The sequence below is a fragment of the Streptomyces sp. WMMC940 genome (assembly GCF_027460265.1).
In the GTDB taxonomy this organism is placed as follows: domain Bacteria; phylum Actinomycetota; class Actinomycetes; order Streptomycetales; family Streptomycetaceae; genus Streptomyces.
In genome coordinates this window covers 6,652,479-6,667,255 of record NZ_JAPZBC010000001.1, presented here as the reverse complement: position 1 = coordinate 6,667,255, position 14,777 = coordinate 6,652,479, and the positions used below count along the sequence as shown (strand labels likewise).

The following is a 14,777-nucleotide window of genomic DNA, read 5'->3' as shown; positions in this document are numbered from 1 at the left end:
GGCTGTTGTGGAGTTCCTCCTTGGCCGGGGGGCGCCCGGTAGGCGAGGATCTGCGCCATGGACCTCCTGAACACGCTGGTGGACAAGGGCCTGCGGCGTGAGCTGCCGACCCGCGAAGAAGCGCTCGCCGTACTGGCGACCTCCGACGACGATCTGCTCGATGTGGTGGCCGCGGCCGGAAAGGTGCGCCGTCAGTGGTTCGGGCGGCGGGTGAAACTGAACTATCTCGTCAACCTCAAGTCCGGGCTCTGTCCGGAGGACTGTTCGTACTGTTCCCAGCGGCTCGGTTCCAAGGCGGAGATCCTCAAGTACACCTGGCTGAAGCCGGACGAGGCCTCCGAGGCGGCCGCCGCCGGGGTCGCGGGCGGCGCGAAGCGGGTCTGCCTGGTCGCCAGCGGCCGCGGTCCCACGGACCGTGACGTCGACCGCGTCTCGAAGACCATCGCTGCCATCAAGGAGCAGAACGACGGCGTCGAGGTGTGCGCGTGTCTGGGTCTGCTCTCCGAAGGCCAGGCGGAGCGGCTGCGCGAGGCCGGCGCCGACGCGTACAACCACAACCTCAACACGTCCGAGGGGACGTACGGGGACATCACGACCACCCACACGTACGCGGACCGGGTGGACACCGTCCAGAAGGCCCATGCCGCCGGACTGTCCGCCTGCTCGGGGCTGATCGCGGGCATGGGGGAGAGCGACGAGGACCTGGTCGACGTGGTGTTCGCGCTGCGGGAGCTGGACCCCGATTCGGTGCCGGTGAACTTCCTGATCCCGTTCGAGGGCACTCCCCTGGCGAAGGAATGGAATCTGACCCCCCAGCGGGCGCTGCGCATCCTCGCCATGGTGCGGTTCGTGTGCCCGGACGTGGAGGTGCGCCTCGCGGGCGGCCGCGAGGTCCATCTGCGCACCCTGCAGCCGCTGGCACTGCACCTGGTCAACTCCGTCTTCCTCGGCGACTACCTCACCAGTGAGGGCCAGGCAGGCAAGGCGGACCTGGAGATGATCGCGGACGCGGGCTTCGAGGTGGAGGGCTCGGACACCACGACGCTACCGGCGCACCGTGCGGACGCCGCCCCGGGCGGCTGCGGTTCGCACGGCGGCGGGGGCTGCGCCCCGTGCGGCGACAGCGCCGAGGAGACCGCGCCGGAGGCAGCAGGCGCCTCCGGGGCGCGCCCGGACCTGGTGGCCGTCCGCCGCCGCGGCGCGGGAACCGACCTCGCCCCCAATGCGTAGCTCCGACGCCCGCGAGCTGGTGGCCCTGGACCGGGCCCATGTCTGGCACCCGTACGGCCCCATGCCGGGCCGTACGGACCCGCTGGTCGTGGAGTCCGCGTCCGGGGTGCGCCTCCGGCTCGCCGAACCGGCACACGGGCAGACCGAATTGGTGGACGGCATGTCCTCCTGGTGGTCCGCGGTCCACGGCTACAACCACCCCGTGCTCAACGAGGCCGCGCGGGGCCAGCTGGAGCGGATGAGTCACGTCATGTTCGGCGGGCTCACCCACGAGCCGGCGGTCCGGCTCGCGACCCGGCTCGTCGAGATCACTCCGGACCCCCTGCGGCACGTCTTCCTCTGCGACTCGGGTTCGGTGTCCGTCGAGGTCGCGGTGAAGATGTGCCTCCAGTACTGGCGTTCGACGGGCCGTCCGGCCAAACGCCGGCTGCTGACCTGGCGCGGCGGCTACCACGGCGACACCTGGCAGCCCATGTCGGTGTGCGACCCCGAGGGCGGGATGCACGAGTTGTGGTCCGGGGTCCTGCAGCGGCAGATCTTCGCCGACGCGCCCCCGGCCGGCCACGACCTGCCGTACGACCCCGCCTACGCCAACCATCTGCGCGCACTCGTCGCGCGGCACGCGGACGAACTCGCCGCCGTGATCGTGGAACCTGTGGTGCAGGGCGCGGGCGGGATGCGGTTCCACTCCCCCGCGTATCTGCGGGTCCTGCGGGAGGCGTGCGACGAGCACGACGTGCTGCTGATCCTCGATGAGATCGCCACCGGATTCGGGCGCACGGGACGGCTCTTCGCGGCGGAGCACGCGGGGATCTCACCCGATGTCATGTGTCTGGGCAAGGCGTTGACCGGCGGATATCTGAGCATGGCCGCGACGCTGTGCACGGGGAGGGTGGCCGACGGCATCTCGCGCGGCGAGGTGCCCGTGCTGGCGCACGGGCCGACCTTCATGGGCAATCCGCTCGCGTCGGCGGTCGCGTGCGCGTCGATCGACCTGCTGCTCTCCCACGACTGGGAACAGGAGGTCAAACGCCTGGAGACCGGGCTCCGCGCGGGTCTCGCGGAGGCGACCGGCATCGGCGGCGTCCGGGACGTCCGCGTTCTGGGCGGGATCGGCGTCGTCCAGCTCGACCATCCCGTGGACATGGCGGCGGCGACCGAGGCGGCCGTGCGCGAAGGCGTGTGGCTGCGGCCGTTCCGCGATCTGATCTACACCATGCCGCCGTACGTCACGGGCGACGCGGATCTCGCCCTGATCACGCGGTCCGTCCTTGCCGCCGCGGCGGCGGGCTGAACCGGCGACGGTCCGGGGGCGCTCCCCCGCCCGTCCGTCCCTCACCAGCAAGGAGCACCATGGGCGTCATCGTCGTCAGCGGGACGGGTACCGAGATCGGGAAGACCGTCGTCACCGCGGCCGTCGCCGCGGCGGCCGCCGGGCAGGGGCGGAAGGTGGCGGTACTGAAACCCGCTCAGACCGGCCTCTCGTCGGGCGAGCCGGGTGACGCCCAGGAGGCGGCACGTCTGGCCGGCCCGGGGGTCACCGGGGTCGAACTCGCCCGGTTCCCCGAGCCGCTCGCCCCGGCGACGGCCGCCCGCCGCGCCGGTATGGCGCCCGTCGGGCCGCACGAGGCGGCCGACGCTGCCGCGAAGCTGGCAGAGGAGCACGATCTGGTGCTGGTCGAGGGCGCGGGCGGACTGCTCGTACGGTTCGACGGGCTGGGCGGCACGATGGCGGACGCCGCCCGGCTGCTGGGCGCGCCCGTGCTGGTCGTGGCCCCGGCCGGGCTCGGGACGCTCAACGCGACCGCTCTCACCGCGGAGGCCCTGCGCGCCCGCTCCCTGGAGCCCTTGGGCGTCGTGGTCGGGAGTTGGCCCGCGACGCCGGACCTCGCCGCCCGCTGCAACCTCGCCGATCTGCCGGAGTCGGCCGGGGCGGCGCTGCTCGGCGCGGTACCCGAGGGCGCCGGCTCGCTGGCGCCTGAGGCGTTCCGGGCCGCGGCACCGCGCTGGCTGGCGCCCGCACTCGACGGGTCGTGGGACGCGGGGGCGTTCGCGGCGGACTTCGGGCCGGCCGAACGGTGAGAGCCGTGCGAGCACGGGTTCAGGAGATCGTCTTCGACTGTGCGGAGCCGTCGGCCCTCGCACGGTTCTGGGCCGGACTGCTGGGCGGGGAGGCCGTCGAACGGAGCCCCGACTGGGCGTACGTCGACCCGCCCGGCTTCGTTCGCGTCGCCTTCCAGCGGGTGCCCGAGGGAAAGACCGCCAAGAACCGGCTGCATCTGGATGTGGACGCCGGCGACGTGGACGCGGCAGCCGCCGAGGCGGCCCGACTCGGCGCGACTGCGGTGGGAGCCGTGATCACCGACGACCACGGGCGCTTCCAGGTGATGCTGGACCCGGAGGGCAACGAGTTCTGCTTCGTCGGCGGCTGACGGGGGCGCGCTCACGGCCGGGCGTCGGCGCGGGTGGTCGGGCCGTACGTGTGAGGCACACCGTTGGCCGGCGCGGTCCGGGCGGCTCGGTTGCCCGCTGGACTGCTCCGGGGGCGGACCGGCCGGGACTCCCGGCTCCTCGCGGTGGGCCGGTGCCTCGCCGGAAGTGGCGGCGCGCCGTCGGTGAACGGGGCCGAGTGAGTGAGGGCGCTCGGGGGGAGAATCACCCTGTTCGCCGCCGCTCCGTCGAGAGACGGTTCGCACGGCGGGCGCCCGAGTCGTACTCCGGAGGAGGCCAGCCATGCCGTCGCGCCGCCACAAGGTCCCCCGGGACGCCGTACACCATCCGCTGTTCGCCCGCTTCTACGCACGGTTCAGCGTGGCGGCCGACCTCAAGGGCGGCATCGCCGCGCACCGCGAGGAACTGCTGACCGGCCTCTCGGGCCGTGTGATCGAGATCGGCGCGGGGAACGGGCTCAACTTCGCGCACTACCCGGCGGCGGTTTCCGAGGTCGTCGCCCTGGAACCGGAGCGCACCCTCCGGCAGTTGGCGGTCACGGCCGCGATGCACGCGGAGGTGCCGGTCGACGTGGTGCCGGGCGCGGCGGAAGCGCTGCCCGTGAAGAGCGAGGCCTTCGACGCGGCCGTCGCCTCCCTGGTGCTGTGCAGCGTGCGGGATCTGCCGCGCGCGCTCGCGGAGATCAGGCGCGTCCTGCGCCCCGGCGGTGAACTGCGGTTCTTCGAACACGGGGCCGCTCCGACCCGGCCGATGGCCGCGCTGCAGCGGGGACTGGACCGCACGGTGTGGCCACGGATCTTCGGGGGCTGTCACACGGCCCGGGATCCGCTCGGCGCCATCGAGGCCGCCGGCTTCGAGCTGGGGACCTACCGCAGGCTGCGCGTGCCCGAGAAGGGACCCCGGTTGCCGACGTCCTTCTGCGTACTGGGGGTCGCGCGCCGGCCGCACGAGGACGCTCGCTGACCGCACCGCGCCGCCCGCTTCCGCCGACACGGCGTGAGCTCCGGCGCCGTGAGGGCGTCCGGGCCGTATGCCCATGGGCCAGGTGAGTCCGGCCGTGTGCCACGGAGCCGGAAGAAGGCCACCGGCCGCTTCCTGGGGTCACTCGATCCAGCCGCGCAGCTCACGTGCGATCCCGTGAACGCCGGTCTTGCCCTCCTTCACCAGCCGCGCCAGATCGCGCACCCGCTCCGGGGACGTGGCCACCCGCAGTCCGCTCGCGACGAGGTAGCCGTAGGCGACGGCCGTCGCGAACATCGCGTTGGAGTGCTCCAGGGCAGGGACGTGCAGCAGCACCTGCATCAGGGCAGCCGCACGCGTGTACGGGTCGTCGTACACGGCCATTCCGAAGATCTCGGCCTCGTGGCGGCTGACCGCGGCGATCAGCGCACCCCAGTCGGTGACCTGCGGATCGCCGGGCGTCTTCTGCTCGGCGACCATGAGCAGCCAGGCGAGATCGATCGACAGGCTCAACGCTTGCCTTGCACTGCCGGCTTGGGACGACGGGACCGGCGCCCGGTCCCGTCCGGCCGCACACCCGCACCTGGGGACGCGTCGCCCGACGGGCTGACCGCGGAGGGCGGCGGAGCCGGAGCCCCGAACTCCTCGGCGAACACCGACTCGTACTGCTTCATGAAGTCGGCCGCCGCCTCGACGAAGGCGCGCCCCGCCTCGCCCGCGTCCTGTTTGACGAGCTCCTCGATGTACCGGTTCACGCTGAGCCCGCGCTGGTGCGCCCTGCGGCGGGCAGCTGCGGCGGTGCTCTCGTCCACCCGCACGTTCAACTGTGTCTTGGCCACTCCTCCAAGCTAGCGCCGCCGCGCTAGTACCGACAAGAGGGAGGGAAGCCCGGAGGGAAGGGCGTCCCCCGTCCCGCCGCAAACTCCGATCTCACCTGAACGAACCTTCGGACAACAAGCGTTGACGAGACCGTTCCGGTTCGGGGCGGCACGGCGCGCCACCCGGGGGTGCGGAGCGGCGCAATCGTGAACACGACACCGCAGGGCCGGAGTTCTCACCGCCGGACAGGCGCGCGGGCGCGGCGCGGGCGCTGCCGCTCCCGTTGACGACCGTCCTCGACACGTCGGCGGAGGCGTTCCGCCGGGTGGTCGAGGAGCCCGCTCGCCCCGCCTGAACCACCCGGCTGTGGTGCATGGCCGGGACGGTTGGGGGAAAGCGCGTGTCGGAGCGGGTGCGTGGGAGCGTGCCACCGAAGCAGGTGCGGGGAGGCGCCGACGTGGGCAAGGGCAGGCGCGTGGACGGCGGCACGGTGTGGCCGCGAGTGCACCGGCGCGGCCGGTGGGGTCGGTGGGGCGGGTGGGCACCGCCACCGGCGGAGCGGTGCGCTGTCGGACGGCCCGGCGCACGCGACCGGCGGCGCGGAGGGAGCGCCCGGGAATCGCTTCGACCGCGCCGCCGGGACGATGATGGGATGGCCGCCATGAGCGATCTTCGGACAAGGGCCGCCACCCCGGCCGATCTCGACACCGTACTCGCCTTCTGGAAGGTGGCCGCCGAGGGCACGAGCATCAGCGACGACCGGGACGGGATCGAGCGACTGGTGGCCAGGGACCCCGAGGCACTGATCCTCGCCGAGCGCGGCGGAGCACTGGCCGGAACGGTCATCGCGGGTTTCGACGGCTGGCGCTGTCATCTCTACCGGCTGGCGGTCCATCCCGATCACCGGCGGCAGGGGATCGCCGGCGCGCTGCTCAGGGCCGCGGAGGAGCGCTTCCTGCGGTTGGGCGGGCGGCGCTCGGACGCGATGGTGCTCGACCGGAACCAGTCCGCGCACCCCGCGTGGCGGGCGGCCGGATACGCGCCCGAGCCGCAGTGGAGTCGCTGGGTCAAACCGCTCCGCCAGGAAGCGGCCGGCCACCGGGCGCAGGCACCGCCGGAGCAACCCGCCCCAGGTCCCGGCCTCCCGTCGGACGTCGGAGCAGCCCCCCTCCCCGCGGCAGGCGCATCCGGGCCCCGCCGGTCCCCGAACCGCCGTACCGGCCCATGACCAGGAGAAGCCCGCTCCCTCCCCGTGTGGACGAAAGGTGTGGGCGCGGGCCCCTGCGCGAGCCGGCCGACGGACATCGCGCGGTCCTTCCCGCCCTGGCCGACCATGGGACGGAGGTGAACCGATGACCGAAGTACTCCTGCTTCTCGTGGCGGTGCTGCTCGCGCTCGCCTGCGGGGGATTCGTCGCCGCCGAGTTCTCCCTCACCACCGTCGAGCGGGCCGAGCTCGAGGAGGCGGCCGAACGGGGAGAGCGTGGCGCCGGCGGCGCCCTGAAGGCGGTGCGGGAACTCACCTTCCACCTCTCCGGCGCCCAGCTGGGCATCACGGTCACCAACCTGGTCGTCGGCATGCTCGCCGAGCCGTCCATCGCCAAGCTGATCAGCGGCCCACTCAGGGCCCTGGGCGCCGCACCGTCCGTGGCGTCGTCACTGGCCCTCGTCATCGGCACCGGACTGTCCACCGTGTTCCTGATGGTCGTGGGAGAGCTGGTCCCCAAGAACTGGGCGATCTCGCGGCCGCTGGCGGTCGCCAGGGTGGTCGCCACACCGCAGCGGATCTTCTCCGCGATCTTCCGCCCACTGATCGGCCATCTGAACGACACGGCCAACCGCGTCGTGCGCCGGCTCGGCCTGGAGCCCACCGAGGAGCTGGCGTCCGCGCGCAGCCCGCAGGAGCTCGTCGCCCTGGCCCGCCACTCCGCCAGGGAGGGGGCGTTGGAGGCGGACACCGCGGAGATGTTCGTCCGGACCCTGATGCTCGCCGAACTGACGGCGGAGAACGTCATGACCCCACGCGTCCAGGTCACCGCCCTCGACGCGCAGGCCACCGCAGAGGACGTCGCCAACGCCACGCGGGCCACGGGACTGTCGCGCTTCCCCGTGTACCGGGGCAGTCTGGACACCGTCGTGGGGGTCGTGCCCATCAAGGACGTCCTGTCCGTACCGGCCGAGCGCCGCCCGCGCCATCCGGTCTCCGAGCTGATGCGCGAACCGCTGCTCGTTCCCGCCACCCTGACCGTCGACCGGCTGCTCGACCTGCTGTCCGGCAAGCGGACCATGGCCGTCGTCATCGACGAGTACGGCGGCACGGCCGGTGTGGTGACCCTGGAGGACATCGTCGAGGAGGTCGTCGGGGAGGTCCGGGACGAACACGATCCGCACGAGACACCCGATCTCGCCCGAGCGGGCGAGGACGAGGACGGCCGCGCGCTGTGGTCGGCCGATGGCGCGGCCCGGATGGACCAGCTCGCGGTCATCGGACTGCGGGTGCCCGAAGGGCCGTACGAGACCCTGGCGGGCCTGATCGCAACGCGGCTGGGCCGGATCCCCGCCGTCGGCGACACCATCGAGCCGTCGGGATGGCGTCTTGACGTCGTCGACGCGTCGGGGCGGCGGGCGGCACGGGTACTGCTCCATGAACCGCGGATCGCGGACGAGCCCCCGGGGCAGGGGACCAGGCCTCGCGGACAGCGGCGGAGCCGGGCCGCGGAGCCCACCGGAGCCGGGTCCGAAGCATCCGGCGGGCTCGATGAGCCGGACGGGCCCGAAGCGCTCGACGGCCCCGACGCGCCGGACGGGCCCGACGGCTCTCGGGCGAGGACACCAGGGGGCACGCCGGGCAGGCCACACGAGAGCGCGTCGCACGGGTACGTCGAGTCCCCCGGCACGAGGGCGGGGGCGGAGGCTCCCGACGCCTCCGGAGGGCACCCGGATGCCACCGGCACCGCCGACCGGGCCGGGCCCTCCGACCGGACGGGGCGCTCCGACGGCGCAGGAGGAGGGACGGAAGACGCGGGAGGCACGGGCCGGGCCGGAGGCTCCGGACGTTCAGCGGGCTCAGCGGGCTCCGGACGCTCCGCCGGCTCAGCGGGCTCAGCGAGCTCAGCGAGCTCCGGACGCTCCGGACGCTCCGGACGCTCCGGACGCTCCGGCAAGGGGAGGGATGCACGATGACCGCCGTTCAGCTCTTCATCGGTCTGCTGACCCTTGTGGCCAACGCCTTCTTCGTCGGCGCCGAGTTCGCCATGATCTCCGTGCGCCGCAGCCAGATCGAGCCCGAGGCCGATGCCGGGGACCGGCGCGCCCGGAGCGTCATGTGGGGGCTGGAGCACGTCTCGGCCCTGCTCGCCGCGGCCCAGCTCGGCATCACCCTGTGCACCCTGGTACTGGGGGTGGTCGCTGAGCCGGCCATCGCCCATCTGCTGGAGCCGGTCTTCGACGCCGCCGGGGTGCCCCACGGACTGATCCATCCGATCTCGTTCGTGATCGCGCTCGGCGTCGCCACCTATCTGCACATGCTGCTCGGCGAGATGGTCCCCAAGAACATCGCCCTCGCGGAGCCCGCACGAGCCGCACTGCTCCTCGGCCCTCCCCTGGTGGCGCTGACCCGGACGCTGCGGCCGGTCATCTTCGCGATCAACGCCTTCGCCAACGCGCTGCTGAAGCTGCTGCGGGTGGAGACCAGGGACGAGGTCGCCGCGACCTTCTCGGACGACGAGCTCGCCCGGATGGTCAGCGACTCCGGGGCCGCCGGGCTGCTCGACGACCGGGCCGCCGAGCGGCTTCAGGACGCCCTGGAGCTGGGACGGCGCCCGGTCGTGGACGTGGTGACGCCCGTCGAGCGCGTGATCTACGCACAGGTCGGCACGACGGCCGAGGAGTTGGAGCGGCTCGCCGCGGAGTCCGGATTCTCGCGCTTCCCCGTCGTCGACAGCACCCGCCGGATCCTCGGCTATCTGCATGTGAAGGACGCCCTGGACCAAGCGCCCCGCAACAGGCCGTTTCCCGTGTCGGCACTGCGGCCCATCGCCCGGGTGCGGGCCGAGACCCCGCTCGACGACGTGTTGACCGCCATGCGACGCAGCCGCACCCACCTCGCAGCGGTCCTGGACGAGAACGGGAGGCTCGCCGGCCTGGTCACGATGGAGGACGTGCTCCGGATCCTTGTCGGGCCTCCGGGGCAGCCCCGCTGACGGACGTCGACCGTGGTGGCTCGGGGCTGCGGCGGGCAAGCGGCATACCGAGCGGTATGATCGCACGGCCATGGAGATGAATGCCTCATACAGCAGTTTTGTCGCGGTCGGTGACTCGTTCACCGAGGGCATGTCCGACCTGCTCCCCGACGGCACGTACCGGGGCTGGGCGGATCTCCTCGCCGCCCGGCTGGCAGCCCGTGCCCCCGGCTTCCGGTACGCGAACCTGGCCGTCCGGGGCAAGCTCATCGGGCAGATCGTCGAGGAGCAGGTGGGCCTCGCCGCCGCCATGCGGGCTGACGTGGTGACCTTGGTCGGCGGCCTCAACGACACGCTGCGCCCCAAGTGCGACCTGGGCCGGGTACGCGACCTGCTGGAAGAGGCCGTGGAACGCCTCGCCCCGAGTTGCCGCCGGCTGGTGCTGATGCGCAGCCCGGGACGGCAGGGGCCGGTCATGGAACGCTTCCGGCCCCGCATGGAGGAACTCTTCGAGCACATCGACGGCCTGGCGGCCCGGCACGGCGCGCTGGTGGTCGACCTGTACGGGGCCGAGGTCCTCGGCGACCAGCGCATGTGGGACGTGGACCGGCTGCATCTGACGGCCGAGGGCCACCGGAGGGTCGCCGAAGCCGTCTGGCAGACGCTGGGCCTGGCCGCCGAGGACGACTGGCGGTCGCCCCTCCCGCCGCGTGTGCCCCTCGGCTGGGCCGTCCGCCGGTCCGCCGATCTCCGGTTCGCCCGGGAACACCTGATTCCGTGGATCGGGCGCCGCATCACCGGACGCTCGTCGGGCGACGGCCTCCCTCCGAAGAGACCCGAGCTGCTGGTGTGGGAGGCGGACGGGAGCCGTCGGGCCGGCCGGCCCGACATCGACCTCTCGTAGCAAGCCACAAAACGGGGCGGGGCGCCGGCCTGCGTGAACCGCCAGTAGAATCCGTACACGTGACTGCAAAGCCTCGTATCCCCAACGTCCTGGCCGGCCGCTACGCCTCTGCGGAGCTCGCCGAGCTGTGGTCCCCCGAGCACAAGGTGAAGCTGGAGCGTCAGCTCTGGCTGGCCGTGCTGCGTGCGCAGAAGGACCTCGGGATCGAGGTGCCGGACACCGCCCTCGCCGACTACGAGCGGGTCCTCGACGACGTCGACCTGGCCTCGATCGCCGAGCGGGAGAAGGTGACCCGGCACGACGTCAAGGCGCGGATCGAGGAGTTCAATGCCCTCGCAGGGCACGAGCACGTGCACAAGGGGATGACCTCCCGCGACCTCACCGAGAACGTCGAGCAGCTGCAGATCCGGCTCTCGCTCGAGCTGATGCGGGACCGGACGGTCGCCGTGCTGGCACGACTCGGCAGGCTCTCCGCCGAGTACGCCGAGCTGGTGATGGCGGGACGCTCCCACAACGTCGCGGCGCAGGCCACGACGCTGGGCAAGCGGTTCGCGACGACGGCCGACGAGCTGCTGGTCGCCCACTCCCGGGTGGAGGAGCTCCTCGCCCGCTACCCGCTGCGGGGCATCAAGGGCCCGGTCGGCACGGCCCAGGACATGCTGGACCTCCTCGGCGGGGACGCCGCGAAGCTCGAGGCGCTGGAGCAGCGCATCGCGGGTCATCTCGGCTTCGCTCACGCCTTCACCTCCGTGGGTCAGGTCTATCCGCGTTCGCTGGACTACGACGTGGTCACGGCGCTGGTGCAACTCGCCGCCGCGCCGTCGTCGTTGGCGAAGACGATCAGGCTGATGGCCGGACACGAGCTCGTCACCGAGGGCTTCAGGCCGGGCCAGGTCGGCTCCTCGGCGATGCCGCACAAGATGAACACCCGCTCCTGCGAGCGCGTCAACGGCCTGATGGTCATCCTGCGCGGCTACGCCTCGATGACCGGCGAACTGGCGGGCGACCAGTGGAACGAGGGCGATGTGTCCTGCTCGGTCGTACGCCGGATCGCCCTGCCGGACGCGTTCTTCGCGTTCGACGGCCTGCTGGAGACCTTCCTGACCGTGCTCGACGAGTTCGGGGCCTTCCCCGCGGTCGTGGCCCGCGAGCTCGACCGGTACCTGCCGTTCCTGGCGACCACCAAGGTGCTGATGGGCGCCGTGCGGGCGGGTGTCGGCCGCGAGGTCGCCCACGAGGCCATCAAGGAGCACGCGGTCGCCTCCGCCCTGGCCATGCGCGAGCAGGGCGCCGAACGGAACGAGCTGCTGGACAGGCTCGCAGCCGACGAACGCATTCCGCTCGACCGCGCCGGGCTGGACGCGCTGATGGCGGACAGGCTGTCCTTCACCGGTGCGGCGAGTGACCAGGTCGCCTCGGTGGTCTCCCGTATCGAGGAGATCGCCAAGCAGCACCCCGAGGCCGCCGCGTACACGCCGGGTTCCATCCTCTGATCCGGTCCCGCACATGCCCCGGATCACCGCCGCAGAGCTGGAGGCCGCCCGCGATCGCCTCGTCCCCGATGTGATCGCGGACGGTCTGTCCGTCCTTTTCTGCGGTATCAACCCCGGACTGATGACGGCAGCGACCGGGCACCACTTCGCCCGGCCCGGAAACCGCTTCTGGCCCGTGCTCCACGCGTCGGGCTTCACCGCGCGCCGGCTGAAGCCGTCCGAGCAGGACGAACTGCTGGCTCACGGCCTCGGCATCACCAACGTCGCGGCCCGGGCCACCGCGCGGGCGGACGAACTCTCCGACGAGGAGTTCCGCGAGGGCGGCCGGATCCTCAGGGAAAAGGTCGAGCGCTGTCGTCCCCGCTGGCTGGCCGTCGCGGGAGTAACGGCCTACCGTACGGCCTTCGGTGACCGTGGGGCACGCATCGGCCCACAGGACCGCATGATCGGCGACACCCGGATCTGGGCCCTGCCGAACCCCAGTGGGCTCAACGCCCACTGGACGCTGCAGACCATGGCGGAGGAGTACGGGCGGCTGCGAACGGCTGCGGCATCGCCCGGGTCCTGAGCCCGGGACACCGCGCTCCCGCAGGCGGGGTCAATTCGGGGATGGGGTGTCTGTTGCCGCGTCGGCAGGGTCTGCCCGTCGAGGAGCGGCATACGGTGCCTGGGGTATCCCCCTGCCCTCTGGGTCGAGGAGAAGGATCGCAAGGCGCCGGATCGACCTCGTGGTGGGCCTGTTCGGTCGATTCGGCAGCGCCGCGATCCCCTTGCCGGGCGTCGCGACGGGTCGAAGGTGGCCCCACTGCGGCCCTAGGGTGGATCGATCTCGGTCACGACCGCCAGCAGCTGGTACGGCAGTTCGGTGTCCCACTTCGAGACTCCCAGCACCACCCACTGTCCGTCGACGTGCCACAGATGCACATCCGGCACCGATGCGCACAGCAGACCCCAGGGTTGCGGTATGTGCTCCTCCTCGACGGCTCTGGTCAGCATCGACCTCAGGCTGAAGACCTGGGGCCGGCCCCACCGTTCGGTGAGCACGGTGGCGAGCGCCTCTCGCTCAGCTTCGTACTGCTCCTCGACGACATCCATGTGCGACCGCTGGTCCCAGAACTCCTCGCTCGTGCTCAGCTCGGCCGTGTGGTACCCCGGGGCACTGGTGCCCACGTCCGACCGGACCGGCTGCGCGGGGAAGGGCCGGGAGCGCAGCAGGTCGATGGTCGCCAGATGCCGTGCGATGGTCATGGATCCAGTAAACCTTTCCCCACTGACATGTGGCGGGCTGTCAGGCGTCCCTGCGGCGGATCGCCCAACATCCGGCAAGCACGGCGGAGGCAGCCCATGCGGCCGTCATGTCAGCGCCGTGCTGGCGAAGTTGGGCGCCGCCCGGGACCGCACCCAGGAGGTGATCGCGGCGTACGAGTCCGGCTTCGCCGCCCCGTCCTGACCCGGATGCCGCACCTCCGGGACCGCTGAGGCATGGCTCGAAGTGCTCGCCGGGCCCCGCCGCCATTGAGTACGATCCGCCAGACACGTGTACGAGCTGGGAGGACACACCGTGGGCCGGCTGACCGGGGGCGACCCGTCGCTGCTGCGGCGGATCAATTCCGCGGTGGTACTCCATGCGCTGCGGGGTTCGGACTCCCCCACTCTCACCGATCTGACCCGGATCACGGGTCTGTCCCGGCCGACCGTCGAGGGCGTCCTGGAAGGGCTCGTCGCCTCCGGACTGGTCGTGGAGACCGGACCCGACGAGGGCGAGGCCCGCAGACAGGGCCGGCCGGCACGCCGGTTCCGGTTCCGTGCCGAGGCCGGACATCTCCTGGGTGTCGAGATCGGTCCCCATCGGGTCGCCGCGCTGCTCTCGGGTCTCGACGGCCGGATCATCGGGGCCGGCTCTCGGGAGGTGGGCGAGACCGCCTGTGCGGACGACCGTCTCGAACGGGTCCGCACCGTCGTCGCCGATGTACTGCGGCGGACCGGGGTCGCCAGAAGCTCGCTGCGCGCGGTGGGGGTGGGCACGCCGGGCATCGTCGAGGCGGACGGCACGGTCCGGTTGGGCACGGCGCTGCCCGGGTGGACGGGGCTGGCCCTGGGCGAGCGGCTGAGGCGGTCGTTCCGGTGCCCGGTTCTGGTGGAGAACGACGCCAACGCGGCTGCCGTGGCCGAGCACTGGAAGGGGGCGGGGACGGAGTCGGACGACATCGTGTTCGTCCTCGCGGGGCTCAGCCCCGGGGCGGGTTCGTTGATCGGGGGGCGGCTGCACCGGGGCTACGGCGGCGCGGCCGGCGAGATCGGCGCTCTGCATCTACTCGGCCGGGACGTCACGCCGGAGACACTCCTGTCGACGACCGGAGAGCCGCTGCATCCCTTGGACGAGCAGGCGGTGGCCAGGGTGTTCGCCGAGGCCCGCGAGGGTGACGAGCGGGCGCTGGCGGCGGTCGACCGGTTCATCCAGCGGCTGGTGCACGATGTGGCGGCGCTGGTGCTGGCGCTCGACCCGGAGCTGGTGGTGGTGGGCGGTTGGGCCGCGGGGCTTGACGGTGTGCTCGCTCCGCTGCGGGACGAACTGTCCCGCTACTGTCTGCGCCCGCCCCGCGTGGCTCTCTCGGTGCTCGGTGAAGCGGCTGTGGCGACGGGAGCGCTCCGGTTGGCGCTGGACCATGTGGAGGAGCAACTGTTCGCCGTCGAGGGCACGGTGACGGCCCGGCGTTGATCGTGTCGGGGAGCCGGGCGG

The 14,777-nt window shown here is 72.4% G+C and carries 13 protein-coding genes and 2 pseudogenes; 12 read left to right on the top strand and 3 right to left on the bottom strand.

Annotation, left to right across the window (positions count from 1 at the left end):
- Nucleotides 1-57 precede the first annotated feature (57 nt).
- The 5 genes from bioB (at nt 58) to O7595_RS29410 (ending at nt 4,644) form a co-directional block, all read left to right on the top strand.
- Nucleotides 58-1,230, top strand: coding sequence for a biotin synthase BioB (gene bioB, locus O7595_RS29430; RefSeq protein ID WP_269731598.1), 1,173 nt, complete (start codon nt 58-60; stop codon nt 1,228-1,230).
- The gene (locus O7595_RS29425) at nt 1,223-2,524 is read left to right on the top strand and encodes an adenosylmethionine--8-amino-7-oxononanoate transaminase (protein ID WP_269731597.1); all 1,302 of its coding nucleotides are present in this window, start codon (nt 1,223-1,225) and stop codon (nt 2,522-2,524) included. Before bioB ends, O7595_RS29425 begins: the two co-directional genes overlap by 8 nt.
- Before the next feature lie 59 nt (nt 2,525-2,583).
- Nucleotides 2,584-3,312, top strand: coding sequence for a dethiobiotin synthase (bioD, locus tag O7595_RS29420; RefSeq protein ID WP_269731596.1), 729 nt, complete (start codon nt 2,584-2,586; stop codon nt 3,310-3,312).
- Nucleotides 3,313-3,317: 5 nt separating this feature from the next.
- Nucleotides 3,318-3,662, top strand: coding sequence for a VOC family protein (locus O7595_RS29415; protein ID WP_269731595.1), 345 nt, complete (start codon nt 3,318-3,320; stop codon nt 3,660-3,662).
- 301 nt (nt 3,663-3,963) lie between these two features.
- A complete protein-coding gene (locus O7595_RS29410; RefSeq protein ID WP_269731594.1) occupies nt 3,964-4,644 on the top strand; it encodes a class I SAM-dependent methyltransferase in 681 nt (226 codons plus the stop codon).
- A gap of 138 nt (nt 4,645-4,782) precedes the next feature.
- Here O7595_RS29410 and O7595_RS29405 read toward each other — a convergent pair whose 3' ends face one another.
- Both O7595_RS29405 and O7595_RS29400 read right to left on the bottom strand, forming a co-directional pair.
- Nucleotides 4,783-5,154 carry a fic family toxin-antitoxin system, toxin component gene (locus tag O7595_RS29405; protein WP_269731593.1) on the bottom strand — a complete coding sequence of 124 codons (372 nt, stop codon included), beginning with the start codon at nt 5,152-5,154 and terminating at the stop codon, nt 4,783-4,785.
- A complete protein-coding gene (locus tag O7595_RS29400) occupies nt 5,151-5,480 on the bottom strand; it encodes a hypothetical protein (RefSeq protein WP_269731592.1) in 330 nt (109 codons plus the stop codon). The genes O7595_RS29405 and O7595_RS29400 overlap by 4 nt, the downstream gene beginning before the upstream one ends.
- Before the next feature lie 632 nt (nt 5,481-6,112).
- On the opposite strand from O7595_RS29400, the pseudogene O7595_RS29395 reads away from it, so the two are divergent.
- From O7595_RS29395 to mug, 6 genes and pseudogenes are all read left to right on the top strand, one after another.
- Nucleotides 6,113-6,538 (top strand): annotated as a pseudogene (locus tag O7595_RS29395) (GNAT family N-acetyltransferase); the annotation flags it as partial.
- 274 nt (nt 6,539-6,812) lie between these two features.
- Nucleotides 6,813-8,147: pseudogene (locus O7595_RS29390) on the top strand (hemolysin family protein); the annotation flags it as partial.
- Between the two features lie 491 nt (nt 8,148-8,638).
- Entirely contained in the window at nt 8,639-9,661 is a 1,023-nt protein-coding gene (locus O7595_RS29385) for a hemolysin family protein (RefSeq protein WP_269731591.1), read from the top strand.
- A gap of 70 nt (nt 9,662-9,731) precedes the next feature.
- Complete coding sequence (locus O7595_RS29380) at nt 9,732-10,544, top strand: SGNH/GDSL hydrolase family protein (protein WP_269731590.1); 813 nt, start codon at nt 9,732-9,734, stop codon at nt 10,542-10,544.
- A 59-nt stretch (nt 10,545-10,603) separates the two neighbouring features.
- Complete coding sequence (purB, locus tag O7595_RS29375; protein WP_269731589.1) at nt 10,604-12,037, top strand: adenylosuccinate lyase; 1,434 nt, start codon at nt 10,604-10,606, stop codon at nt 12,035-12,037.
- Between the two features lie 13 nt (nt 12,038-12,050).
- Entirely contained in the window at nt 12,051-12,605 is a 555-nt protein-coding gene (gene mug / locus O7595_RS29370; RefSeq protein WP_269731588.1) for a G/U mismatch-specific DNA glycosylase, read from the top strand.
- A 245-nt stretch (nt 12,606-12,850) separates the two neighbouring features.
- Here the strand turns inward: mug and O7595_RS29365 are convergent, their stop codons facing one another.
- Complete coding sequence (locus O7595_RS29365) at nt 12,851-13,285, bottom strand: hypothetical protein (RefSeq protein ID WP_269731587.1); 435 nt, start codon at nt 13,283-13,285, stop codon at nt 12,851-12,853.
- Nucleotides 13,286-13,598: 313 nt separating this feature from the next.
- On the opposite strand from O7595_RS29365, the gene O7595_RS29355 reads away from it, so the two are divergent.
- Complete coding sequence (locus tag O7595_RS29355; RefSeq protein WP_269732674.1) at nt 13,599-14,756, top strand: ROK family transcriptional regulator; 1,158 nt, start codon at nt 13,599-13,601, stop codon at nt 14,754-14,756.
- The last annotated feature ends 21 nt before the right edge of the window (nt 14,757-14,777 follow it).

Bases quoted from the DNA above. Each gene is read 5' to 3' on its own strand.
- bioD (WP_269731596.1), top strand. From the start codon at position 2,584: ATGGGCGTCATCGTCGTCAGCGGGACGGGTACCGAGATCGGGAAGACC.
- O7595_RS29385 (WP_269731591.1), top strand. From the start codon at position 8,639: ATGACCGCCGTTCAGCTCTTCATCGGTCTGCTGACCCTTGTGGCCAAC.
- O7595_RS29365 (WP_269731587.1), bottom strand. From the start codon at position 13,285: ATGACCATCGCACGGCATCTGGCGACCATCGACCTGCTGCGCTCCCGG.
- O7595_RS29410 (WP_269731594.1), top strand. From the start codon at position 3,964: ATGCCGTCGCGCCGCCACAAGGTCCCCCGGGACGCCGTACACCATCCG.
- mug (WP_269731588.1), top strand. From the start codon at position 12,051: ATGCCCCGGATCACCGCCGCAGAGCTGGAGGCCGCCCGCGATCGCCTC.
- bioB (WP_269731598.1), top strand. From the start codon at position 58: ATGGACCTCCTGAACACGCTGGTGGACAAGGGCCTGCGGCGTGAGCTG.
- O7595_RS29425 (WP_269731597.1), top strand. From the start codon at position 1,223: ATGCGTAGCTCCGACGCCCGCGAGCTGGTGGCCCTGGACCGGGCCCAT.
- O7595_RS29380 (WP_269731590.1), top strand. From the start codon at position 9,732: ATGGAGATGAATGCCTCATACAGCAGTTTTGTCGCGGTCGGTGACTCG.